This is a genomic window from Bacillus sp. N3378-2at (assembly GCF_033412715.1).
In the GTDB taxonomy this organism is placed as follows: domain Bacteria; phylum Bacillota; class Bacilli; order Bacillales; family Bacillaceae; genus Bacillus; species Bacillus subtilis.
On record NZ_CP117986.1, the window covers coordinates 1,345,063 to 1,368,974 of the forward strand.

The 23,912-nt window shown below is 43.7% G+C and carries 25 protein-coding genes, 1 pseudogene and 3 riboswitches; of the genes and pseudogenes, 11 read left to right on the forward strand and 15 right to left on the reverse strand.

What is annotated here, in order from left to right; genetic code table 11:
* The first annotated feature begins 2 nt into the window (after positions 1-2).
* Positions 3-1,838 (forward strand): DNA ligase D, encoded by a 1,836-nt coding sequence (locus tag PUN35_RS07355; RefSeq protein ID WP_031600436.1) that lies wholly within the window; start codon positions 3-5, stop codon positions 1,836-1,838.
* Between the two features lie 25 nt (positions 1,839-1,863).
* On the opposite strand, the gene PUN35_RS07360 is transcribed toward PUN35_RS07355, so the two are convergent.
* The gene (locus tag PUN35_RS07360; protein ID WP_014479611.1) at positions 1,864-2,877 is read right to left on the reverse strand and encodes a glycosyltransferase family 2 protein; all 1,014 of its coding nucleotides are present in this window, start codon (positions 2,875-2,877) and stop codon (positions 1,864-1,866) included.
* Between the two features lie 12 nt (positions 2,878-2,889).
* Positions 2,890-4,584 carry a DUF6044 family protein gene (locus PUN35_RS07365; protein ID WP_014479610.1) on the reverse strand — a complete coding sequence of 565 codons (1,695 nt, stop codon included), beginning with the start codon at positions 4,582-4,584 and terminating at the stop codon, positions 2,890-2,892.
* A gap of 192 nt (positions 4,585-4,776) precedes the next feature.
* Here PUN35_RS07365 and PUN35_RS07370 point away from each other — a divergent pair, with 192 nt between their 5' ends.
* Positions 4,777-5,589, forward strand: a complete 813-nt coding sequence (locus PUN35_RS07370; protein WP_014479609.1) for a metallophosphoesterase — start codon at positions 4,777-4,779, stop codon at positions 5,587-5,589.
* A 27-nt stretch (positions 5,590-5,616) separates the two neighbouring features.
* On the opposite strand, the gene PUN35_RS07375 is transcribed toward PUN35_RS07370, so the two are convergent.
* Complete coding sequence (locus PUN35_RS07375; RefSeq protein WP_033881724.1) at positions 5,617-6,168, reverse strand: YkoP family protein; 552 nt, start codon at positions 6,166-6,168, stop codon at positions 5,617-5,619.
* A gap of 91 nt (positions 6,169-6,259) precedes the next feature.
* Between PUN35_RS07375 and PUN35_RS07380 the strand changes: the two genes are divergently transcribed.
* Positions 6,260-7,381: an MGDG synthase family glycosyltransferase gene (locus PUN35_RS07380; RefSeq protein ID WP_014479607.1), complete on the forward strand. Its 1,122-nt coding sequence runs from the start codon at positions 6,260-6,262 to the stop codon at positions 7,379-7,381.
* Between the two features lie 14 nt (positions 7,382-7,395).
* Here the strand turns inward: PUN35_RS07380 and PUN35_RS07385 are convergent, their stop codons facing one another.
* The 3 genes from PUN35_RS07385 to PUN35_RS07395 all read right to left on the reverse strand — a co-directional run bounded on the left by PUN35_RS07385 (position 7,396) and on the right by PUN35_RS07395 (position 8,418).
* On the reverse strand, positions 7,396-7,860 hold the full coding sequence (locus PUN35_RS07385; protein ID WP_003232536.1) for a MarR family winged helix-turn-helix transcriptional regulator: 465 nt from the start codon (positions 7,858-7,860) through the stop codon (positions 7,396-7,398).
* Between the two features lie 132 nt (positions 7,861-7,992).
* Positions 7,993-8,175: a stress response protein YkoL gene (ykoL, locus tag PUN35_RS07390; RefSeq protein WP_003245766.1), complete on the reverse strand. Its 183-nt coding sequence runs from the start codon at positions 8,173-8,175 to the stop codon at positions 7,993-7,995.
* An 87-nt stretch (positions 8,176-8,262) separates the two neighbouring features.
* On the reverse strand, positions 8,263-8,418 hold the full coding sequence (locus PUN35_RS07395) for a hypothetical protein (protein WP_003232538.1): 156 nt from the start codon (positions 8,416-8,418) through the stop codon (positions 8,263-8,265).
* A 193-nt stretch (positions 8,419-8,611) separates the two neighbouring features.
* Here PUN35_RS07395 and tnrA point away from each other — a divergent pair, with 193 nt between their 5' ends.
* Positions 8,612-8,944: a MerR family transcriptional regulator gene (tnrA, locus tag PUN35_RS07400; protein ID WP_003232541.1), complete on the forward strand. Its 333-nt coding sequence runs from the start codon at positions 8,612-8,614 to the stop codon at positions 8,942-8,944.
* Between the two features lie 42 nt (positions 8,945-8,986).
* On the opposite strand, the gene mgtE is transcribed toward tnrA, so the two are convergent.
* The 7 genes from mgtE to ykoG all read right to left on the reverse strand — a co-directional run bounded on the left by mgtE (position 8,987) and on the right by ykoG (position 14,402).
* Positions 8,987-10,342 (reverse strand): magnesium transporter, encoded by a 1,356-nt coding sequence (gene mgtE, locus PUN35_RS07405; protein WP_003232543.1) that lies wholly within the window; start codon positions 10,340-10,342, stop codon positions 8,987-8,989.
* A 17-nt stretch (positions 10,343-10,359) separates the two neighbouring features.
* Entirely contained in the window at positions 10,360-10,482 is a 123-nt protein-coding gene (locus PUN35_RS07410; protein WP_009967087.1) for a hypothetical protein, read from the reverse strand.
* Positions 10,483-10,573: 91 nt separating this feature from the next.
* Positions 10,574-10,739, reverse strand: a riboswitch (M-box (ykoK) riboswitch).
* A 107-nt stretch (positions 10,740-10,846) separates the two neighbouring features.
* The gene (locus tag PUN35_RS07415) at positions 10,847-10,984 is read right to left on the reverse strand and encodes a transcriptional regulator SplA domain-containing protein (protein WP_003218541.1); all 138 of its coding nucleotides are present in this window, start codon (positions 10,982-10,984) and stop codon (positions 10,847-10,849) included.
* Positions 10,985-11,066: 82 nt separating this feature from the next.
* On the reverse strand, positions 11,067-11,579 hold the full coding sequence (locus PUN35_RS07420) for a PepSY domain-containing protein (protein ID WP_014479606.1): 513 nt from the start codon (positions 11,577-11,579) through the stop codon (positions 11,067-11,069).
* 91 nt (positions 11,580-11,670) lie between these two features.
* On the reverse strand, positions 11,671-12,351 hold the full coding sequence (locus PUN35_RS07425) for a PepSY domain-containing protein (protein WP_031600431.1): 681 nt from the start codon (positions 12,349-12,351) through the stop codon (positions 11,671-11,673).
* Positions 12,348-13,712, reverse strand: coding sequence for a two-component system sensor histidine kinase YkoH (ykoH, locus tag PUN35_RS07430; RefSeq protein ID WP_014479603.1), 1,365 nt, complete (start codon positions 13,710-13,712; stop codon positions 12,348-12,350). Before ykoH ends, PUN35_RS07425 begins: the two co-directional genes overlap by 4 nt.
* Before the next feature lie 3 nt (positions 13,713-13,715).
* Complete coding sequence (ykoG, locus tag PUN35_RS07435) at positions 13,716-14,402, reverse strand: two-component system response regulator YkoG (protein WP_003232551.1); 687 nt, start codon at positions 14,400-14,402, stop codon at positions 13,716-13,718.
* Between the two features lie 101 nt (positions 14,403-14,503).
* Positions 14,504-14,616, forward strand: a riboswitch (TPP riboswitch).
* Between the two features lie 96 nt (positions 14,617-14,712).
* Between ykoG and thiU the strand changes: the two genes are divergently transcribed.
* The 4 genes from thiU to thiX are packed head-to-tail and all read left to right on the forward strand — an operon-like array spanning position 14,713 to position 18,285.
* Positions 14,713-15,315, forward strand: a complete 603-nt coding sequence (gene thiU / locus PUN35_RS07440; protein ID WP_014479602.1) for an HMP/thiamine ABC transporter substrate-binding protein ThiU — start codon at positions 14,713-14,715, stop codon at positions 15,313-15,315.
* Position 15,316: 1 nt separating this feature from the next.
* The gene (locus PUN35_RS07445; RefSeq protein WP_003232554.1) at positions 15,317-15,916 is read left to right on the forward strand and encodes an ECF transporter S component; all 600 of its coding nucleotides are present in this window, start codon (positions 15,317-15,319) and stop codon (positions 15,914-15,916) included.
* The gene (locus PUN35_RS07450; RefSeq protein ID WP_014479601.1) at positions 15,903-17,546 is read left to right on the forward strand and encodes an ABC transporter ATP-binding protein; all 1,644 of its coding nucleotides are present in this window, start codon (positions 15,903-15,905) and stop codon (positions 17,544-17,546) included. Before PUN35_RS07445 ends, PUN35_RS07450 begins: the two co-directional genes overlap by 14 nt.
* Entirely contained in the window at positions 17,521-18,285 is a 765-nt protein-coding gene (gene thiX / locus PUN35_RS07455) for an HMP/thiamine ABC transporter permease ThiX (RefSeq protein WP_014479600.1), read from the forward strand. The genes PUN35_RS07450 and thiX overlap by 26 nt, the downstream gene beginning before the upstream one ends.
* A 30-nt stretch (positions 18,286-18,315) precedes the next feature.
* Here the strand turns inward: thiX and rsbRB are convergent, their stop codons facing one another.
* Complete coding sequence (gene rsbRB, locus PUN35_RS07460; RefSeq protein ID WP_003232560.1) at positions 18,316-19,149, reverse strand: RsbT co-antagonist RsbRB; 834 nt, start codon at positions 19,147-19,149, stop codon at positions 18,316-18,318.
* A gap of 222 nt (positions 19,150-19,371) precedes the next feature.
* Here rsbRB and isp point away from each other — a divergent pair, with 222 nt between their 5' ends.
* The 3 genes from isp (at position 19,372) to guaD (ending at position 23,680) form a co-directional block, all read left to right on the forward strand.
* A complete protein-coding gene (gene isp / locus PUN35_RS07465) occupies positions 19,372-20,331 on the forward strand; it encodes a serine protease Isp (protein WP_014479598.1) in 960 nt (319 codons plus the stop codon).
* A gap of 132 nt (positions 20,332-20,463) precedes the next feature.
* Positions 20,464-20,619, forward strand: a riboswitch (SAM riboswitch).
* A gap of 127 nt (positions 20,620-20,746) precedes the next feature.
* Positions 20,747-23,035: a 5-methyltetrahydropteroyltriglutamate--homocysteine S-methyltransferase gene (gene metE / locus PUN35_RS07470; RefSeq protein ID WP_014479596.1), complete on the forward strand. Its 2,289-nt coding sequence runs from the start codon at positions 20,747-20,749 to the stop codon at positions 23,033-23,035.
* A gap of 174 nt (positions 23,036-23,209) precedes the next feature.
* Positions 23,210-23,680 (forward strand): guanine deaminase, encoded by a 471-nt coding sequence (gene guaD, locus PUN35_RS07475; protein ID WP_003245084.1) that lies wholly within the window; start codon positions 23,210-23,212, stop codon positions 23,678-23,680.
* Between the two features lie 49 nt (positions 23,681-23,729).
* On the opposite strand, the pseudogene PUN35_RS07480 reads toward guaD, so the two are convergent.
* Positions 23,730-23,901, reverse strand: a pseudogene (locus PUN35_RS07480) (hypothetical protein).
* Between the last annotated feature and the right edge of the window lie 11 nt (positions 23,902-23,912).

Genomic DNA, 23,912 nt, shown 5'->3' on the forward strand with positions numbered 1-23,912 from the left:
CCATGGTGTTTACCATGCAGCCGGTCTTAACTTCGTCACCGCCAATCGGAGCAGAATGGCGTTACGAAGTAAAATATGATGGGTACCGCTGTATTCTCCGCATCCATTCTTCAGGTGTGACCTTAACCAGCAGAAATGGTGTGGAGCTCAGCAGCACCTTCCCTGAAATCACACAATTCGCCAAAACTGCCTTTCAGCACCTAGAAAAAGAGCTTCCGCTGACACTTGACGGTGAAATCGTATGTTTGGTGAATCCCTGTCGTGCAGATTTTGAACACCTTCAAGTGCGGGGGCGTTTGAAAAGGCCAGACAAGATTCAGGAATCGGCAAACGCGCGGCCGTGCTGCTTTCTCGCCTTTGATTTGTTAGAGCGAAGCGGAGAAGATGTAACGCTTCTTTCGTATTTGGACCGCAAAAAATCGCTGCGTGAACTCATATCCGCAGCAAAGCTTCCTGCATCTCCAGATCCTTACGCAAAAGAAACCATTCAATCCATTCCCTGTTATGATCATTTTGATCAACTCTGGGAGATGGTAATAAAATATGACGGAGAAGGAATTGTAGCGAAGAAAACAAACAGCAAATGGCTTGAAAAGAAGCGGTCGTCCGATTGGCTCAAATATAAAAACTTTAAACAAGCTTATGTTTGCATAACAGGGTTCAACCCTAACAACGGGTTTCTGACGGTATCGGTGTTAAAAAACGGAATAATGACACCGATTGCCTCTGTCTCGCACGGAATGCGCGATGAGGAAAAAAGCGCTATACGCGAGATTATGGAACAGCACGGACATCAAACACCCTCAGGCGAGTTTAAGCTTGAACCTTCGATTTGTGCAGCTGTTCAATACTTAACAATTCTCCATGGCACATTAAGAGAGGTATCGTTTATCGGTTTCGAATTCCAAATGGACTGGACCGAATGCACGTATGCGCAAGTCATACGACACTCCAAACCGGTTCACCCAAAGCTCCAGTTCACAAGCCTGGATAAAATCATATTTGAAAAGAATAAAAAAACAAAAGAAGATTTTATTCAGTATATGATTGAAGTCAGTGACTACCTGCTCCCATTTCTGAAAAACCGGGCTGTCACCGTCATCCGCTATCCGCATGGATCTAGGAGCGAATCATTTTTCCAAAAAAACAAACCGGACTATGCGCCGGATTTTGTTCAATCTTTCTATGATGGAAGCCATGAACATATTGTCTGTGAGGATATGTCTACATTGCTATGGCTTTGCAACCAGCTTGCTTTGGAGTTTCACGTTCCTTTTCAAACCATTAAAAGCAGGCGTCCGGCTGAGATTGTCATTGATTTAGACCCGCCTTCGCGAGATGACTTTCTTATGGCCGTGCAGGCCGCAAATGAACTGAAGCGGCTGTTGGATTCCTTTGGCATCACATCGTACCCGAAGCTGTCCGGCAACAAAGGCATCCAGCTTTATATTCCCTTGTCTCCCGAGGCATTTACGTATGAAGAAACACGCCAATTTACGCAGCTGATCGCAGAGTACTGCACCAATGCATTTCCCGAGCTCTTTACCACTGAACGCTTGATTAAAAACAGACACGGCAAATTGTATCTTGATTATTTGCAGCATGCAGAAGGAAAAACGATTATCTGTCCCTATTCGACGAGAGGAAATGAGCTTGGGACTGTTGCAGCCCCGCTCTACTGGCATGAGGTGCAATCATCTTTAACACCCGCTCTGTTTACAATTGATACGGTCATCGATCGAATTAAGAAGCAGGGCTGCCCATTTTTTGATTTTTACCGCAACCCGCAAGACGAACCGCTTAGCGCCATATTGCATCAGTTGAAGAAAAAGAGCTGACTAATGAAGTCAGCTCTTTCCGTGTTTAACTGTACTTTTTTTCTAACCGCTCTTTTTCCTGGCGCTGAAGCGGGCTCAGCTGTTCATTATACAAATCAATATCAATCGCGTATTTCGGCCGTCTTTTCACTTCAGAAAAAATCGTTCCAATATACTCTCCGATGATTCCAATTCCCATCAATTGCAGCCCGCCCAAAAACCAAATGGATATGATAAGAGACGCCCAGCCTGCATTCGTATGGCCGAGCAGCTTTTGAATAAACGCGCCAATCCCTGCCACAGCGCTGAGGAAAAACAAAACAAACCCTAAAAGCGTAAAGAATCGAATTGGTGCGACACTGAATGAAGTAATCCCGTTAAAAGCGAAGGATAGCATCTTTTTCAGCGGATATTTCGTTTTGCCGGCAAAGCGTTCCTTGCGGTCATACAAAACTTCGGCCGATTTAAAGCCGATCATGGGGACAATACCTCTTAAAAACAGATTCGCTTCCGGATAACGCTCAAGCTCTTCAAGGGACCTTTTATTCATTAAACGAAAATCAGCATGATTATAAATTAATTTAATCCCAAGCTTATTCATGAGACGATAAAACCCTAACGCTGTCGTGCGCTTGAAAAAGGTATCGGTTTTTCTGCTCCGGCGTACACCGTAAACGATCTCGCAGCCCTTATGATATTTCAGCATAAAATCCCGGATCACAGAGATATCGTCCTGAAGATCGGCATCGATCGAAATGACGCAGTCTGACCTATTCTTCGCTTTATGCAGTCCGGCTAAAAGCGCTTTTTGGTGGCCGACATTGCAGGCTAATTTTAAGCCGGTAACCTTCTTGTTTCTTATGCTCTCCATAGCAATCAAAGCCCAAGTGCGGTCTTTGCTGCCATCATCGACAAACAGAATTTTACTGTCTTCAGCAATTAATTTTTCTTCAATTAAATCATCTACAACCTCTGTCAGCTGACGGCTTGTTTCTTGAAACACTTCCTCTTCATTGAAACACGGGACGACGATGGTTAATACTGGCTGTGACTGTTTCAATCGATATCCTCCTTATCTTGTTTCATATAAATAAATGCGCCAGGCGGAATCTTTATGGTCAAACGTCTTTACGAGCGCGAGATGGTTTTGTTCAGCATTCATGATCGGAACTGAAGAAAAAATGTACCGTCCGCCCATTTTTTTAAATACATCTGTATTTAATTGAAGGTTGTTGATCGTTTTCTTCGAGTTCTTTTTGAAATCATATCGTTTACCGAGTTCATCGACAAAAAGGTAGCAGCGGCTGCCCCATTCATCAAAGTATTGTTTCAGCCGAGAATTTTTTTCCAGCTCTTTTTCGATGATTTTCCTAAATTCATATTTATATGAAAGCGGATACAGATTGTTATACGTATCTAACGTATAAAACCCGTTATATTGGGCGATAGACGGATGCAGTCCGATGCTCGCCACCCTGTACGAATCCTGCGGACGTCCGATATATTCCTTAATCTCTTTGAATTGCTCCGATGCATAAAACTCCTTGAATGTCGGCGCGTTGTAATGAACGCCATACGTATATTCTTCATTAAAAGGCGCCAACACCATCAGCTGTGCAGCGACTGCGGCGTACACAAGCCATTTCCATCCTTTCCCCATCCGCCAAATGAGATATAAAGCAAGCGCAAAGCTCACGTATATAACAAGCGGCCGAAGAAAATGAAAACGGGCAAAATTAAATTCTGCTAAAAAGGCAAATTTCTGCTTTGGAACAGCCCAAATTTTGTTGAACCAAAACGCATACCATAATGACAATCCGTAATTAAGCACACATAAAAACAGATAAACATTTTCTGGCTTTGTCCGATTTCGTTTGAACAGCAGAGCAGCAAATACGACCAGCAGGATCGGAAGGATGACAACGGTATGAACGGTCATCACATGATTATGGCCATAGACAAAGTTTTTTACGGATAGCCGAAGAGAATGCCAAACGTCATGCCTGGATGAGATAAATTCGATACGATGCATCGGTGCGTGTTCAAACAGCATCGAATAGACAAGCCGATATTCAACGAAAAGATAGATACTCGTCATAAATGCAATACTGCCTAAGAACATCAAATTCCATCTTCTTTTTGTAATGGCATCATACAGCCAAAAACACGCCATCCCTGCCAGGAAAAAGAAGAAGCCTAGAACAAAGCTTGAGTATAGAGGGAGCAAGCCCAGCGTCAGCCACTCTCTCCATGAAATATCCCCTTTTCGGATATTTAAAAAAGCCCACAGTGCCAAAGGGTACCCAAGCGTACTCAGCATTCCCGAAGGCCAGAACGGTGTTAAGGCAAATGCAAGCGATACGCCAATTCGGATGAAAGCCGCTTTTGGTTCCGGGATTATATGTTTCTTCAGCAGCACATACATTCCAAAAAAAGCGACAACTCTTGTAACCGTCTGGCTTATTGCATAGGCGGTCATGGAAGAAAAGAAAGCATGGAGCCAAACAATTCCGCTCCACTCGGTGCCAAAGGCATCCCGGGGCAGCCCGTTAATGATTTGCGGAATGGCAGCGTCAACCTTGCCGACGATTTCTCCGCTATCGGCCAAAACCTTGTACCAAGCGATGTTGGAATCTAAATTATCGTGGACCCGGATATGGGCATCTTCCTTTAAAATAAAAAGCGGGGATACATACAATAAAAGAAGAAATAATGCGATCCAGAGATAATATGTTTCTTTTTTTTGTTGTCTCATCAATCGTAACATTGCTTACACATCCATTTGTTATTCTGACTCCGTCGGCATGTTCTGCCTCATGTGTCAAAATTTATTATCCCTTTTCCCTTCCAAATCATTCATCATATGACAATCCGTTTTTCAACCTGTCTCTACCCATTAATTCCCGCTATCCATAGGGCTTGATCACTTACTATACTGATAGAAGGGAGGGGATATATTTTGTTTACAATCTTACTTTCATTGGCCATACTCGTATTTGTGCCATTTCTATATAAAGCGAACCGCAATACAAAAGATGTGAAAGTCAACACCATTTCAATCGACCAAAAAGACGGCCTTCCAGCCAGAAAAAAATTAAATATCCTTCATTTATCAGATCTTCACTTGGAAAACATTTCAGTCTCACCTGAGGAGCTGTATCATTTAACAAAAGATCAGCCTGTGGACATCATTGCTCTTATCGGGGATTTTCTTGATCGGAAACGTAATATTCCGAAGCTGGCAGGTTACTTGAACGCCTTGCAAAAGCTAAAGCCTGCATATGGAATGTACGCGGTGTTCGGTAACCACGATTATGTATTGAAAGAAGAGGACTTTCAGAGATTGAAGCGAGTTTTAGAGGAAAACGGCTGTATCACGCTGCAAAATGAACATGTTCGAATCGAGACGGCTGCAGGGCCAGTCAATATTATCGGCATTGATGATTACAGTACGAATCGGAGTAATATCACCGGCTCTTATCAAAGTCTGGAAAATGGCTATTATCTTGTCTTAACACATGACCCAAATATTATTCTGGATATGAAGGATGTTCATTATGATTACCTGCTGTCAGGGCATTTTCACGGCGGGCAAATTCACTGGCCAAAACCGTATCATTTGGTGAAAATGGGAAACCTCGTGCGAATGAACATGATTAAAGGCCTTCATTATCATCACGATAAACCATTTTATATCAGCGAGGGCTTGGGACAAACCGGCGTAAATATCCGTGTCGGAAGCCGTCCTGAAGTGACGTTTCATCAGATATAATCAAAAAAGACTGTGCTGACCAAGGCATCAGTCTTTTTTTTGATAGGTTTTCTGCAGCTTTTCTTTCGAAATAAACAAATAGGATGTATTCGGTAAACGCCGCAAGCTCACCTGCTTTGAAGTGAGATAAAAAATCGGTATATGTGTGATCTTTTTAAAGCACCTGTAAAAAGGGTTGACCGGGGTGACCACATCAAAACCGAGCCTTTCCACACCTTTGTCAAGCATTGTAATGCCCACAATCCCTTTAATTTTTTCACTTTTTTTGTGATTATTGATGTAATCCAAAAGAAGCGGCATCGATTGATATACTTTCTGATAAATAATGATTCCCTTTCTGACTGCGCTCTCAATGCTTTGCAGCTCCCTGATCAGCTTTATGTTATGCAGGTGGATTTTAACGAGCACATCATTTTTTCTTATATGCGTTCCGTCGCTAAGCACGACATGATGTCCTTTGTACTTCGTCAGCCTGACTCGAAAGACGCTTTTACGATCTTTGTCAACCAAGGTCAGCCTTGAAAAAAAGAAATAAATCGGGTCAACCACTCTCCATATGGAAAGGAAACAAGTTTTCATCTTTTCACCTTCCTTATGATCAAAAACACCCTTATATTTTGTGAACGTTCTCCTCAAAATATAGTTGCCATATTTTTTTAGGAGGACTGTCATGAAAAACATTCTCATTTTTCCTTTTTTAAGCATTTCCACCGGCCATCATCATGTGGCTGATGCATTGCAGGCTGAATTAGAGTCTCAAGGGCTGGCAGCTGAAAAGATTGATATCTTTTCACATGCGTATAGCCGTTTAGAAAAATTGTCCTCCGTGGCTTATTTAAAATGGATTCAATATTTCCCGAAAACGTACAGCGGCATTTACAGGCTCCTCGCCTGCGGAGAATTTCAGCATGACAAACGCTTTTTCATGTACGAATGGCTGTTCACACAGCAAATGAGGCACATCCTCCAAGAAAAACAGCCTGATATCGCCTTCTGCACACATGCGCTGCCTTCTTATCTGCTGAACCGACTAAAGCCTGAATATCCGAATCTGACGGTTGTGAATGTATACACTGATTTTTTCGTGAATCAATTATGGGGACGGAAGAACATTGATTACCATTTTGTTCCGAGCACGGAAGTAAAGAAGCAGCTAATATCAGAGGGGATCGATCAGAACAACATATACTTGACCGGTATTCCAGTTCACCGAAATTTTGAAATGGAATCAGCAGATACCTTGCAGCACCACCCGCCATATACCATCATCATCACAGGGGGCAGTATGGGGGTCGGTGGGATTTTAAAATGGGTGCAGGAACTGTCGCCAGGCGGAAAGATCTTATACAAAATATTATGCGGCAGAAACGAAAAGCTCTACTCCTATGTCAAAAGTTTACACCACCCCTTGATTGAGGCGATTCCTTACCTTCACAGCAAAGCAGAGATGAACCGTTTGTACGAACAGTCGACAGGCATCATGACTAAACCCGGAGGCGTGACCATCAGTGAATGCTTACAGAAACGGCTTCCGGTATTTATTTATCATGCACTGCCGGGACAGGAGGAAATGAATTTAAACCTTCTACATGAAAAGAAACTCGTCACAGATATGAGAAACTGGGACATGCAGAAAGCAGAAGAGTATATCGCGGCATTTTTTCAATCGAACGAACAGATGAAGGAGTATAAAAAACACGTCATTGGATACCTTGGCGAAATGTCTGATAGGAAGATTGAAGATGTTTTAAAAAGAATCATATGGAAACAAAAAAACACTCTCCTGAAATAGAGAGTGTAGAATAGTTAACGAAACAGCAAATGCTGGCTGTGTATGCCTGCTTTCTTGAGCAGGACGATCAGCTGGTCCTGTTCATCAGGCGAAAGACCTGAAAACGCTCTCGCAATACGCAGTGCATGAATCGGATAAATTTTATCCAAATACTCATTTCCCTTGTCAGTTAAATGTGCGTAAACAGAGCGTTTATCTTTCGGGTCCTGCTCCCTTACTAAAAACCCGTTTCTTTCTAGTTTGTCAATAACATATGTGACGTTTCCGCTTACAAGCAGAAGTCTCGACCCAATTTGCTGTAATTTTTGCGGGCCTCTTGTGTACAGGAGCTCCAGTACAGCAAATTCAGTGGGATTAAAACCGTGCTCTTTGCTATCACGGATACTATGTTCGGACACACTTTTGAAAGCCCTTGCAAAAACTCTGTACAAATTCATCGCACGCTCAACTTCTTCTTCGTTAAACGATAATCTCATCATATCTACCTCGTATATAGGATTTTTATAAAAAAATAATGAAAACCCTTACATATAATAAGAGTTCAGTCCCTTACTATACGTATTCGCTATAATTCGAGAAATTCCTTCTAAAAGCAAAAAAATCCTTATACATTATCTTGTATAAGGATAATTTTTATGATTTGTAATGCTTCGAAAGAAATAAGCGTATTCTTTCCGAAGCTCAGAAATCGTCATTTTGTTCATGACCTCTTTATTATAAACCCCAATCTGATAGAGTTTTTCAGAATAATGGCGTCGTTCTTTTTCTAAAGCGGATTTCAATAAATTACTCATAGCGTCCTCCTTCATTTTGAGGTATCCTATACAAAAGATACTCTTTTTAAATGAACGTGGTATGAATCTAATGTAAAGAATTTATGTTTACGAAGATTTTCGGTATTGTCCGTTTTGAACCGATCTTAATAATTGAAAAGCCTGTTCTCCGGCAAGCTGCATAAACGTCTCCAGCATTTCATCACGCTTGATATCCAACTCTATAATTTCTTTTGCCAGTGAGACCGCTTTTTCTTCCTCCATGATTATCCTTCCTCCTCGTTTGTTCGTTACATAAAGGATAAAACGCGCTTGAGTGTTACGCATTATTCTTGTTAATTTTTCTTCCGTATTTTTTCAAAAATCTTCTATTTGATGTTAGAAAATATGACAAGCGTCAGGTTTTTTCTCTTTGTTTTTTATATACTATTATCAAAAGACATCCAGGGGTGGAAAAATGACCACAGAAGATCATTCTTATAAAGACAAAAAAGTGATTTCAATCGGAATTGTGAGTGAATTGACAGGATTGTCCGTAAGACAGATCAGGTATTATGAGGAACGAAAGCTCATTTACCCGCAGCGTTCTTCAAGGGGGACAAGAAAATACTCCTTTGCCGATGTGGAGCGGCTGATGGATATCGCCAATAAGCGTGAAGACGGCGTACAGACGGCAGAGATTTTAAAGGATATGCGCAAAAAAGAACAGATGTTAAAAAACGATCCGCAAGTGCGGAAAAAAATGCTGGAGGGGCAGCTTAATGCTCACTTTCGGTACAAAAACCGTTAAATAATAAAAGTCCGGCTCGCAGTTGAGACGGACTTTTTACGTTTATAATGAGTGAATGAATGCAGTGGCAATGCCAAAGTAGATTAATAAAGATAAAATATCGTTTAACGTTGTAATCAGCGGTCCAGAAGCAATCGCCGGGTCCACTTTCAGTTTGTGCAAAATAATAGGGATAATCGTTCCTGACATCGTGCCGATGATTAAGGTTAAGAACAGCGAAGAGGCGACAACAAATCCCAAAAGCGCATTCCCCTGCCATATGATGGAGACAATCGCAATCAGCACAGAACAAACCGCTCCGATAAAAATACTTGTTCTGAACTCCCGGAAGATCAGGCGCACAATCGTTTTTTTGTTCATTTCTTCTTTAGACAAACCTCTGATGACAACCGCAAGAGATTGTGTTCCCGTATTTCCTGTCATCCCTGACACCATCGGCATGAAAAACGCAAGCGCTACAACCTGCTTCAGCGCATCTTCAAAATAGCTGATAATGCTTCCTGAAATCAGTCCGATAAACAAGAGTAAGATTAGCCATGGCAGGCGCCGGTATGCCGCCACGTAAGCTTTTGTGTCAAAGGTGATGTCTTTACCGGAAGCGGCAAATTTTTCGTAATCCTCATCAGCTTCACGAATAACGACGTCGATAATATCATCGACTGTCACAATGCCGACAAGCACGTTGTTTTCTTCTACAACCGGTATTGCCAAAAAATCGTAACGTTCAATCAGGCGGGCAACTTCTTCCTGGTCCTGAAGAGCATCTGCTGATATGACGCGGGTAAACATTAAATCCTGCACCTTTTCTTCAGGTTCACCCAGAATCAAATCGCGGTAGGAAAGAACCCCAACCAGCTGTTTGCTTTCATTAATAACATATAAGTAGTTGATCGATTCAGCTATTTCAGCGAAGCTTTTCAGTTTGACGACCGCGTCTTTTACCGTGTAATGCTGAGGGATCCACACATACCGGTTTGTCATCATGCGTCCCGCTGAATCAGCCGGGTAATTCATCAAGAGCTGTACAGCTTTTGACTCTGACGCTTCCATGCTGGACAAAAGCTGTTCCTTCAGTTCTTCGTCCATTTCTTCAAGCAATTGAGCGAGGTCATCGTTGTCCATTTTGTTCATCGCCAGTGTTGCTTTTGTTTTTCCGACTTTATTTAAGACGACAAGCTGAAATTCGCGTTCCAGCTCCCCGATCATATCAGTGATATCGTCTACAGTTAAATAAGATAAATAGCGGGCGCGGTGTTTTTCCGGCATTTCTTTAAAAATAAATGCCATGTCATAGGGCTGAAGCTCATCAATAACACTTCTGAAATCCCTGATTTTCCCGTCTCTCAGTAAAATAATGATGCGTAAAATGAGTTCGTCATAGGTCATGTTTTGAACCATCGGGACTCGTACCTCCTCTACGGAGACGTGCCGGCCTCGCCAGAAGGTGCGGCAGTTCGTCTCCTCATCGTGTAATCAATTGTCTTGCTGTCATAGTATATGGGTACTTCTTCAGATTGACTCGAATGGGGAGAATCCATACTCCGCACCTCCTTTGATTGGTTTCGTTTTAAAGGCATAAAAAAAGCCTTCGGGATTGAAGGTGAAAGAAGCACGGCAAAAAAAGCGTGCGGGCGCCTTCAATCGTAGAGCTTTAGCACTGTATGGCATAGGACAAGCATCCAGCTGCATTAAAAATCACCTTATGTCGATGATTTCTGTTGACCCATTGGCGTCTTTGGACATTTTTGGGCAGCAGCGTATCTCCATACAGGAGCCTCACCTAACGAAGTTCCTAATTGAATTGACACACTGAGATTACAGAAAAAAACAAGCTGTGTCAACTCAAAAAAGTAATAAATGCGCTTACATCACAATTACGGAACAAAACAAGGGCCTAAGCCCTTATTCTGTTGTTTGTGTCTCGTCATCTTCAGAAAGCAAATGATACGTTTCATGAAGAAATAAGGCATACTCTCCTTCCTTCGTCGGATGAGGGACATATTCAGCCTGATTGATGTATTGCTCCTCTTTCTTTTCCATGCGTTTCGCCTCCTTTTCTACTTAGATTGTCCAAAAGAAGGTTTCTTATCATGAAAAACCCCCGCTGCAGCAGGGGTTTTGATTAGTCATCTATCTCCTGTTTGATAATGCGTCCATCTTTTGCGGAAATTTCAAATTCTGTCTCAGTTCCTTGTTTCGTTTGGATTTCCATTTCATAGATGTAAGCACCGTCATCTTCGTCAAGCTTACTTTCTGTTACGGTTCCGCCTGTTTGCTTTAAAGCAATTTCTTCAGCTTCTTCTTTGGTTATGGCGACTTGTTCTGCTTTCTCCTTTAGCGGGTCATTAAGCGCTTGTTTTGTATGAATATCTACATAAACGTCGTAGTCTTCACCTTCTTTTTCAATCTCCACTTCATAGACTTCTTTGCCGTTGTAAAGGTCTCTGTCAATGTCTTCTACTGTGCCGTCAACAACTGTTTTAGCAATTGCTTCTGCTTCTTGTTCAGTGAGTGCATCCGTCTTAGAAGAAGCCTGTCTGTTTTCATTGTTTTCTTTGGCAAACGCGTTGTAGCTGAATCCTCCGGCCGCTAGGCATCCTGCTAAAAGACCGACCATCCATTTTTTCTTGAGCATTTGTGAGTCCTCCTTTGTTTTGTATGAGTACAGTTTACACACTCAACATGAAAGGAAAACGAGAGCAAGATGAGAATTTGATGAGAAACCGTCAGTCTTCATACACAATGTTAGCTACCTTTCCTGTGTAGGCATTGATTTTCACTGTCGCTTCCTTATCATCAGGAAGATCAACGTCCACTTCAAAGATGAGAGTGCCCTCACTTTCTTCGAGATCTGCGTCATCCGCTGTACCGCCCGTTTTTCGCTCTGCAATAGTTTTGGCTTCTTTTTTCGTAATCGGCGTTTTTTGTTGATCTTTGCTGCTGATTTGATCGGCAGACAAGACTGTTTTTGCCTGCATGTCTACCTTCACTTCGTATGTTTTCCCATCTTCTTTTTGTATGGTATAAGTGGCAACTCGACTTTGCCGTGTTTGTTTTTTGACCGTTCCCGGCACCCGCTCAAGCGCGAGATGCTCGGCTTCTTTTTCTGTCATGGCAGATGGATTCACTGCTTTTACTCTATTCATTGAAAGAATGTCAGCCGATATTGCGTCTGCTTTTACAAAGTAAGTTCCCTTTGGATTTTCAAGGGTTATATCATATGTTTTTTTATCCTTTGATTGTGTTGCTTTCGTGACCTTGCCTTCATAAGAGGCTTCGACTTTTTTTACGACAGTCTCCTTTGACAATACGTTCTCATGGGTTTGCCGAATGATGAGAAACGTACAGATGATGACTACTAAAATGGCTGCTGCAGCAAAAGATACTGTTTTTATTGTTTTAGTCATCGGCCTCCCCCATTCTGTTCGCTGAATTGCATGGTGACAGCTGTTCCTTGTCCCGGCTTGCTTTTGACAGACAGCTCAATGCCATGCTCATCAGCGATTTGCTTGGCAATGGAAAGGCCTAAACCCGTTCCGCCTGTTTTTCTGTTTCGTGCCTCATCTGCCCGGTAGAACCGTTCGAACAAATGCGGGATATGCTCCTCAGGTATTCCGATACCTTCATCCCTCACTGATAGAAATGGCCGTCCATTCCTCGTTCCGGCTGACATCTCAATAGGCTTTTCACTATACTTTATTGCATTATCAAGCAAAATGGTCAACAGCTGCTTGATGCGTTCTTCATCTGCCTTTACAAGCAGGCTCTCTTTATCTGTTTCAAGCAATATGTCACGCTGATAAACGGACTGGAGCGTTTGCATAACCGCGCGCGCCGCTTTAATCAGATCGATTGTTTTCAGATCAACCTCGAGTCCTTGATGGCTTTTGGCCAGCGCCAAAAGCTGATTGGTCAGTTTTTTCATATGCACCGCTTCTGAGTGAATGGCTTCTATCGACTCCTCAAGCACCTCCGGCTTTTTTGCCCCCCATCGCTTCATCAGGCTGCTGTAGCTTTCTATAATAGTGAGCGGGGTTTTCAATTCGTGTGAAGCATCTTGAACAAATTGCTGCTGTTTATCATAGTGCTCCTTCAGCATCATTGCCATTTCATTAAATGTCAGCCCCATTTGATACAATTCATCGTTGGACTGTTCTTCTAAAGAAATCGTTTTAAATTCTTTGTCTCGCTGTATGTCTTTCATTGTGATCATTAATCGTCTGATCGGATTGATGATTCGGCGGGCTAGCAAGCTGCCTGCAAAAAAAGAAGCAATGCAGACAGCAGCACTTGCAGCGATTAAGATGATTTTCAGCAGAAACAGACTCTCTTCTGTGTTCTCCAGTCTTTCAACCAGCTGAAGAGACACGACTTGTCCATCGGTCCAAATCACCGGAACAGCAGCCTCGGCAAACAGCTTGCCGTCATGTTTCCTCACATCTGCCGTTTCGCCGCTATGAAAAGAGAGAGGAAAATCTTTATAGGCTTTTTCTTTTGTGATCGTCATAACGGCTTTTTGATCACCATTCACTACACGCACCATGCCATTTGCCGGAAGATAGGCCTGCAGCATATCCTGCAAAGCCACTCCTTCTGTTTCAGCGGCACGCAGCGCTTCGGCAATGTTATCCGTCTCATCAGCAAGCCGGGCCGCATCCTTTGATGTCAGCGCAGACGAAAAAATGAGATATACTGCGGTATGAACCAAAATTAATAAAATCAACAGTGATATCGAAGTGTATAGATGAATCTTGGTCTTCAGCTTCATCGTTTACCCCTTAATGGCATAGCCGACCCCGCGAATCGTATGGATCAGCTGTTTTTCGTAAGGATAGTCCAGTTTTTTTCTGATGTATCTTATGTAGACGTCCACGACATTTGTATCACCGATATAATCAAATCCCCATACTGAGCTTAGAATTTGCTCCCGTGTCAGCACTTGCTGCGGATGCTTTAGCATATAGACGAGCAGATCAAATTCCCGCGGCGTTAATTCCACCTCTTTGTCTCCGCGTCTCACTTCACGGGTTTTTTCGTTCACCCGCAAATCGTCATATGTAAGAAAGGTGCCGATATCTTCAGTTTTTGTTCCATTTTGCCGCAGCGCCGCCCTGATTCTCGCAAGCAATTCCTCGATTTCAAACGGCTTGGTGACATAGTCATTTGCACCGATGTCCAGACCTGTTACCTTATCAGGAATACTGTCTCGCGCCGTTAATAATATGACCGGTGTCTGCGAATCCGTTTTTCTCAAGCGGCGCAGCACTTCCAGTCCGCTAAGCCCCGGAAGCATGACATCAAGAAGCACCAAGGAATACCCGCCTTCCGCTGCCGCATCAAGACCTTCTGTGCCATTGTGTTTGATCGTGACGCTGTATCCTTCATATTCCAATTCAAGCTGAAGAACCCTGGCGATTTTTTCTTCATCTTCCACAATTAATATGTGTCCTTTTTCCAAATTTGACCATCCTCTCCCGTCCCTATATGAAAAAAATGATTTCGTTGTTTACAAAATGATTCTTATCATCTATTATGATGTCAAAATAAAAAATTGTATACGGAAAGCACTAGGGGTGCTGTTTTGGCTGAGATAAAGCGCGGAAGAAACGCGCTTTGATCCCTTATGACCCGATCTGGATAATACCAGCGTGGGGAAGTGCAGGTTGACCGAATGGTGTATTTTTTTGTGCGCTTAATCGATCTATGACTGCATATTCCCTTAGGATATGCAGTTTTTTATTTTACCAAAAAAACAGGAGGTCGGAGAAATGGAGCATATTTGCGGTACAAGCAGAATCGCCGGTTTTCGTTTCTCTTTATATCCGATGACGGATGATTTTATCAGTGTGATCAAGTCTGCGCTGAAAAAAACAGACACATCCAAGGTATGGACGAAAACCGACCATATCAGCACGGTTTTACGCGGATCGATTGATCATGTATTCGATGCTGCAAAAGCCATTTACCTTCATGCAGCAAACAGCGAAAAACACATCGTCATGAACGGCACGTTTTCCATTGGATGCCCGGGTGACACACAGGGGGATACATATCTTTCCAAAGGTGATAAGCGTGTCAATGAAGATGCTGTCCGAGGCTTGAAGGCGGAAGCGCCGTGCCAATTTGCCCTTTATCCAATGAACGAGCCGGATTATATGGGATTGATTATGAAGGCTGTCGACATTGCAAAAGCCCAAGGCACTTTCGTACAGGGTGTCCATTACGCGAGCGAGCTTGACGGGGATGCGCATGACGTATTCAGCACATTGGAAGCCGTTTTCCGTATGGCTGAGCAGCAAACAAACCACATCACCATGACTGTGAATCTTTCGGCTAACAGTCCATCAAGAAAAAACAGAAAGCAGGGATAACATGAAAAGCTGGAAAGTAAAAGAAATTGTCATCATGTCCGTTATCAGTATCGTATTTGCCGTTGTTTATTTATTATTTACACATTTCGGAAACGTGCTTGCAGGTATGTTTGGGCCGATCGCCTATGAACCGATTTACGGCATTTGGTTTATCGTTTCTGTGATCGCCGCGTACATGATTCGAAAACCGGGTGCGGCGCTCGTTTCTGAAATCATTGCCGCTCTCGTTGAGTGCCTGCTGGGAAATCCGTCTGGCCCGATGGTCATCGTCATTGGCATTGTTCAAGGGCTCGGGGCTGAGGCTGTGTTTCTTGCAACACGCTGGAAAGCATACTCTCTCCCTGTCCTTATGCTGGCCGGTATGGGGTCTTCAGTAGCCAGCTTTATCTATGATCTCTTTGTTTCTGGCTATGCAGCCTATTCACCAGGTTATCTGCTCATTATGCTTGTGATCCGTCTCATTTCCGGCGCGCTTTTGGCGGGGCTTCTCGGAAAAGCTGTTAGCGACTCTCTCGCTTATACAGGTGTGTTAAACGGAATGGCACTCGGAAAGGAACTGAAAAAGAAACGGAAGCGGGCGTCAGAACATGCAAGCCTTTGATGAGCTTCTTAAGGTTGACGAGCTCAGCTTCTCTTATGAAGAAGACGAGAAACCGGTTTTTCAAGACATTTCGTTTGAGCTTCAAAAAGGAGAATGTGTTTTATTATTAGGACCGAGCGGGTGCGGTAAAAGCTCGCTCGCCCTTTGTTTAAACGGTCTATATCCGGAGGCTTGCGACGGCATTCAGTCCGGACATGTATTTCTATTTCAAAAGCCGGTCACAGATGCTGAGACCTCCCAAACGATTGCTCAGCATGCCGGGGTCGTTTTTCAGGATCCTGATCAGCAGTTCTGCATGCTGACGGTGGAGGACGAAATTGCATTCGGGCTGGAAAATCTGCAAATTCCAAAAGAAGAAATGACAGAGAAAATCAACACCGTATTAGAAAAATTGCGCATTACCCATTTAAAAGAAAAAACGATATCTACCCTTTCAGGAGGACAAAAGCAAAAAGTGGCTCTCGCCTGTATTTTGGCGATGGAGCCTGAGCTTATTATTTTAGATGAGCCGACCTCTCTTTTAGACCCTTTCTCAGCGCGGGAGTTCGTTCATCTGATGAAGGATCTTCAGCGGGAAAAAGGTTTCAGCCTCCTCGTCATTGAGCACCAGCTTGATGAATGGGCGCCTTGGATTGAGAGAACGATCGTACTCGACAAATCAGGCAAAAAGGCGCTGGATGGCTTGACGAAAAATCTATTTCAGCATGAAGCGGAGACACTAAAGAAATTGGGCATCACCATTCCAAAGGTCTGTCATCTGCAGGAAAAGCTGAGTATGCCGTTTACTTTATCAAAAAAGATGCTGTTCAAAGAGCCTATTCCTCCCGGGCATGCCAAAAAGAAGGAAGCTCCTTCTGGGGAGAGTGTGCTTGAAGTCAGCAGCCTTTCGTTCGCGAGAGGACAGCAGACGATTTTCAAAGACATCAGCTTTTCGTTGCGCGGAGGCTCTTTAACGGCGCTTGTTGGTCCGAATGGCACTGGAAAATCGACGCTCTTATCAGTTCTGGCCCGTCTCATGAAACCGCAAAGCGGCAAAATCCTTCTCTATGACCAGCCGCTGCAGAAATATAAAGAAAAAGAATTGCGTAAACGGATGGGATTTGTTTTTCAAAACCCTGAGCATCAATTCGTCACCGATACGGTGTATGACGAGCTTCTGTTCGGCCAGAAAGCAAATGCTGAAACTGAGAAAAAAGCGCAACACCTGCTGCAGCGTTTTGGTCTTGCGCATTTGGCTGATCATCATCCGTTTGCGATCAGCCAAGGGCAAAAACGGCGACTGAGCGTAGCTACTATGCTCATGCATGACGTAAAGGTTTTATTATTAGACGAACCAACCTTTGGCCAGGATGCCCGCACGGCGGCTGAATGCATGGAAATGATTCAGCGTATCAAGGCAGAGGGAACCGCTGTCCTTATGATTACACACGATATGGAGCTAGTCTCTTCGTATGCTGACAGCGTGCTTGTGCTTCACGATACGGGCCTGGCCTTTGACGGATCTCCAGCTCAGTTGTTTTCTCAAGAAACTGGGCTTGTCCAAAAAGCAAAGCTCACCCTCCCCCTTCTATATAAATGGATGGCATATCAAGAGGAGGTGCGTGATGAAGCAGCCGTTACATCTCATTAATGCGACTGTGAAAGCGGCGGCGGTTTTTTGTTGTGTCGTCATGCTGTCGTTTATTTACAACCCTTACACCCCGGCATGTTTTTATATCATCATCATCGCGGGCGTTTTACTGGCGGCCGGAATCCCATTGAAAAAATGGTTGTTGTTTACGATTCCGTTTTTGATTTTAGCATTCGGGTGCGTGTGGACAGCCGCAGTTTTTGGAAAGGTGCCGACAACACCGGATAATTTTTTGTTTCAAGCAGGCCCTATCTCCATTAACAGCGATAATGTGTCTGTCGGCATCTCCCTCGGGTTTCGTATTTTATGCTTTTCCGCCTTATCGATGATGTTTGTTTTTACAACCGATCCGATTTTATTTATGCTGAGCCTTGTCCAGCAGTGCAGGCTCTCACCAAAGCTCGCGTACGGTGTCATCGCAGGCTTTCGCTTTCTTCCGCTGTTAAAGGATGAGGTCCAGCTGATTCAGCAGGCTCATAAAATCAGAGGAGGAGCGGCGGAGAGCGGCATCATTAATAAAATCGGTGCGTTAAAACGATATACCATACCGCTATTGGTAAGCGCCATCAGAAAAGCGGAACGGACAGCGCTTGCGATGGAATCGAAAGGATTTACAGGAAGCAGAAACCGGACATACTACAGGACATTGAGCGTGAACCGGCGCGACTGGGTGTTCTTTTGCCTCGTCCTCTTATTATTCGCGGGATCCTTTCTCGTATCTTTATGTTTCGCATCATAAAAAATCCGCTATCACAGATAGCGGATTTTTTTATTGATGATAGTTTAATGCTTGGGCAAGGTTGGTTTTAATGGTAATATTCGAAAAATCAATCCCCAGCTGTACAGCAGTTTGCGCAATTTCAGGCCTGATTCCTGACAGGGTTGACCGGACACCGATCAGATTAAGCGCCTCAATCAATTTAAAGATCTGGTGCGCCACCATCGTATCCACCACAACAACACCTGACAGATCGATTAACAGATGCTCCACACGTCTTTTCGCACAAGCTTGAAGCGTGTTTTCCAGAATAAACTTCGCCCGTTCGGTATCAATGTCACCGACAAGGGGCAGCAGAGCTGTTGATTTGCTCAGGGTAATGACAGGTGAGCTTAGTTCCAATATCATTTCTCTTTGGGCGTTTAATTGCTGCTTGGCATTCATTTCAGCGTGATCAACGAATGTATATATGGTGAAATCAAATACTTTTACAATCAAATCAGCCCATTTTTGCTTCTCTCCCGGTTCAAACGCTGACTCATTTTCTTCTGCGAACTTCTCAAAATACTTCGTATATAATCTCCTGTTTCTCATAAACTCCCGAATGACATACTGAACCGGTGTGTCGAGATGTTTTTGATCGTTGGTCAGCTCTATGACCCACTCTTGAAACTCTTCGAGAAATTGTTTTTCCGGTAAAACATACATGTAATTCAGATGCCGGTAAAATTCTCTGTCCTGCTCTTTCAATTCTTCCGTTACTGTTGCATTATGTAGGGCGTAAAGCGAATTCGGATCACTTTCCTCCATCGTTTCAATCCATTCCTCGGCCATTTGTTCCACATGCTCTGAAAAAAATGCATATAATTTTTCATTCAGTTTCATGACACTGCTCCTTTCCCCAACACTATTATAACTTGACTTACAGTTGAATCCCAGTCATACACGCCGAAGCCATCCAATATTTTGAAGATTACTAATTCTTTGGTGTGTATCCTATTTTTTCAAAATGCTTCAAATGGCTCTGTCCGAGCGCTTGCTTTTTTCATATAATATGAGGCAACACCCTTGAATCCACTTGAAAGCATAAAAAAGGAGGGCTTTTTTATGAATGGTGAAATCCGCTTGATCCCGTATGTGACGAATGAGCAGATCATGGATGTAAACGAGCTTCCTGAGGGCATTAAAGTGATTAAGGCGCCAGAAATGTGGGCAAAAGGGGTAAAAGGCAAAAATATTAAAGTTGCTGTATTAGACACGGGCTGCGACACAAGCCACCCTGATTTAAAAAATCAAATCATCGGCGGAAAGAACTTCACGGATGACGACGGCGGCAAGGAAGATGCGATTTCCGACTACAACGGACACGGCACACACGTCGCCGGAACGATTGCAGCTAATGATTCAAACGGAGGCATTGCCGGAGTCGCGCCTGAGGCAAGCCTATTGATTGTGAAGGTTCTTGGCGGCGAGAATGGCAGCGGACAATACGAATGGATAATTAACGGCATCAACTACGCGGTGGAACAGAAAGTCGACATCATCTCAATGTCCCTTGGAGGGCCAAGCGATGTGCCAGAGCTGGAAGAAGCAGTGAAAAACGCAGTCAAAAACGGAGTGCTTGTCGTTTGTGCAGCGGGAAATGAAGGTGACGGCGACGAACGCACAGAAGAGCTTTCCTACCCCGCAGCTTATAATGAAGTGATTGCAGTTGGATCTGTTTCTGTAGCGCGAGAATTATCAGAATTTTCTAACGCGAATAAAGAGATTGACCTTGTGGCACCAGGAGAAAACATCTTATCCACCCTTCCCAACAAGAAGTACGGTAAGCTGACCGGCACTTCAATGGCTGCCCCTCATGTCAGCGGTGCGCTTGCTTTAATCAAAAGCTATGAAGAAGAATCATTTCAAAGAAAGCTTTCTGAATCTGAGGTTTTCGCACAGCTAATCCGCAGGACACTTCCTCTTGATATTGCAAAAACGCTGGCAGGCAATGGATTCCTGTATTTAACAGCTCCTGATGAGCTCGCAGAAAAAGCAGAGCAATCACATTTGTTGACCCTATAAGATTATTTTTCTTATATAATATACACCACATCATGTAAATAAAAATTTCAAATTCTATGTTGACAATGAATTTGAATTACTGTTAAGATTACCAACAAATGATTCAACTTTTCAAAAAATTAATAACATTTTCTCTTATCGAGAGTTGGGCGAGGGATTGGCCTTTTGACCCCAACAGCAACCGACCGTAATACCATTGTGAAATGGGGCGCACTGCTTTTCGCGCCGAGACTGATGTCTCATAAGGCACGGTGCTAATTCCATCAGATTGTGTCTGAGAGATGAGAGAGGCAGTGTTTTACGCAGAAAAGCCTCTTTCTCTCATGGGAAAGAGGCTTTTTGTTGTGAGAAAACCTCTTAGCAGCCTGTATCCGCGGGTTAAAGAGAGTGTTTTACATATAAAGGAGGAGAAACAATGACAACCATCAAAACATCGAATTTAGGATTTCCGAGAATCGGACTGAACCGGGAATGGAAAAAAGCACTTGAAGCGTATTGGAAAGGCAGTACTGATAAAGATACGTTTTTGAAGCAAATCGACGAACTATTTTTATCCGCAGTAAAAACACAAATTGACCAGCAGATTGATGTTGTGCCTGTTTCTGATTTCACACAGTATGACCATGTACTCGACACAGCAGTCAGCTTCAACTGGATCCCGAAACGTTTCAGACATTTGACTGACGCTACCGATACATACTTCGCTATCGCCCGCGGAATCAAAGACGCCGTATCTAGTGAAATGACAAAATGGTTTAATACAAATTACCATTACATCGTTCCGGAATATGACGAGAGCATTGAGTTCCGTCTGACAAGAAACAAACAACTCGAAGATTATCGCCGGATCAAACAGGAATACGGTGTGGAAACAAAGCCTGTGATTGTCGGCCCTTATACGTTCGTTACGCTTGCTAAAGGCTATGAACCATCTGAAGCAAAAGCGATCCAAAAACGCCTTGTGCCATTATATGTACAGCTTTTGAAAGAGCTTGAAGAAGAAGGCGTAAAATGGGTTCAAATCGATGAGCCGGCGCTCGTTACCGCCTCTAGTGAAGATGTCCGCGGCGCAAAAGAATTATTTGAAAGCATTACAAGTGAGCTTTCATCCTTGAATGTGCTTTTGCAGACGTATTTTGATTCTGTTGATGCTTATGAAGAGCTGATCTCTTACCCGGTTCAGGGAATTGGCCTTGATTTCGTTCACGACAAAGGCAGAAACCTGGAACAGCTTAAAACACATGGCTTTCCGACAGACAAAGTGCTGGCAGTTGGCGTTATCGACGGACGCAACATTTGGAAAGCGGACCTTGAAGAGCGTCTCGATGCCGTTCTTGATATTCTCAGCATTGCAAAAGTTGATGAACTGTGGATTCAGCCTTCCAGCAGCCTGTTGCATGTTCCGGTAGCGAAACACCCTGATGAGCATTTGGAAAAAGACCTATTGAACGGATTATCCTACGCAAAAGAGAAGCTGGCCGAGCTGACAGCTTTGAAAGAAGGTTTAGTATCAGGAAAAGCGGCGATCAGCGAAGAGATTCAGCAGGCTAAGGCTGATATCCAGGCGCTTAAACAGTTTGCAACAGGCGCCAATTCTGAACAAAAGAAAGAGCTTGAGCAATTAACTGATAAAGACTTCAAGCGTCCGATTCCGTTTGAAGAACGTTTAGCCCTGCAAAATGAATCTCTCGGCCTTCCGCTTTTGCCGACGACAACGATCGGCAGCTTCCCGCAGTCTGCTGAAGTGCGGAGCGCACGCCAAAAATGGCGGAAAGCTGAGTGGTCCGATGAACAGTATCAAAACTTTATCAATGCGGAAACAAAAAGATGGATTGATATTCAGGAAGAATTGGAGCTTGATGTCCTTGTTCACGGCGAATTTGAACGGACAGACATGGTCGAATACTTCGGTGAAAAGCTGGCCGGTTTCGCCTTCACTAAATATGCCTGGGTTCAATCATACGGCTCACGCTGTGTCCGCCCGCCAGTCATTTACGGAGATGTTGAATTTATTGAACCGATGACAGTGAAAGACACAGTCTACGCACAGTCATTGACTTCCAAGCATGTGAAAGGAATGCTGACGGGCCCGGTTACAATCTTAAACTGGTCTTTCCCTCGAAACGACATCTCGAGGAAAGAAATCGCCTTCCAAATCGGGCTTGCCCTTCGCAAAGAAGTTAAAGCGCTTGAAGACGCAGGCATTCAAATCATTCAAGTCGATGAACCAGCGCTGCGTGAAGGCCTTCCATTGAAAACCCGCGATTGGGATGAGTATTTGACTTGGGCGGCAGAAGCTTTCAGATTAACCACTTCTTCCGTGAAAAACGAGACACAAATTCATACACATATGTGCTACAGCAACTTCGAAGATATCGTTGATACAATCAATGATCTTGATGCCGATGTGATTACAATCGAACATAGCAGAAGCCACGGAGGATTTTTAGATTACTTAAAAAACCACCCGTATTTGAAAGGGCTTGGCCTTGGTGTATATGACATTCACAGCCCTCGTGTGCCGTCAACTGAAGAAATGTACAATATTATCGTTGATGCGCTTGCCGTCTGTCCGACTGACCGCTTCTGGGTAAATCCGGACTGCGGATTGAAAACAAGACAGCAGGAAGAAACGGTTGCAGCATTGAAAAACATGGTTGAAGCCGCAAAACAGGCAAGAGCAAAGCAGACACAGCTAGTATAATTTTTAAAAAACCATCTGCATTTGGCAGATGGTTTTTTTCTATAATACAGCCACAATCAGTTTCTTATTTTAGCAAATCCCCCAATTACTTTGTTTATTTTGCACTTTTTTAAGAATGTTCTTTGCATTCTTTTCGGCTATACTAATAACACTCTATTGACAGGAGGGATTGGGATGAATCATGAAACGTTCTTAAAACGGGCTGTCACTCTCGCATGTGAAGGAGTGAATGCAGGAATCGGCGGGCCTTTTGGAGCCGTTATCGTGAAAGACGGAGCCATTATTGCAGAGGGACAGAACAACGTCACAACAAGCAATGATCCGACTGCCCACGCGGAAGTCACAGCTATTCGGAAAGCCTGTAAGGTGCTAGGAGCATACCAGCTTGATGACTGCATTTTGTATACGAGCTGTGAACCATGCCCAATGTGCTTGGGCGCCATCTACTGGGCCCGGCCTAAAGCCGTTTTCTATGCAGCTGAGCACACAGACGCTGCCGAAGCCGGGTTTGATGATTCATTCATTTATAAAGAAATTGATAAACCTGCTGAAGAAAGAACGATCCCCTTTTATCAAGTGACACTAACAGAGCATTTATCCCCGTTTCAAGCATGGCGGAACTTCGCCAATAAGAAAGAATATTAAAAGGATCAGGCATGCGCGGCCTGGTCCTTGTTATTTCTCCAAGTAGCCGCTATGCCCTGTGCAAATACAAAACAGCATATACGCGCAATTCAGCACGGCAGACACCGTGCCAGCCACCCGCTTCATCTGTAACTTTTGGTTTAAAGGCATGCTTCAAACGCTTCTCTGACGTTTTATCATAAATCTGTGCCCGCCCCGCATGCTCCGACACCAAAAAACATCCTGAGAACAC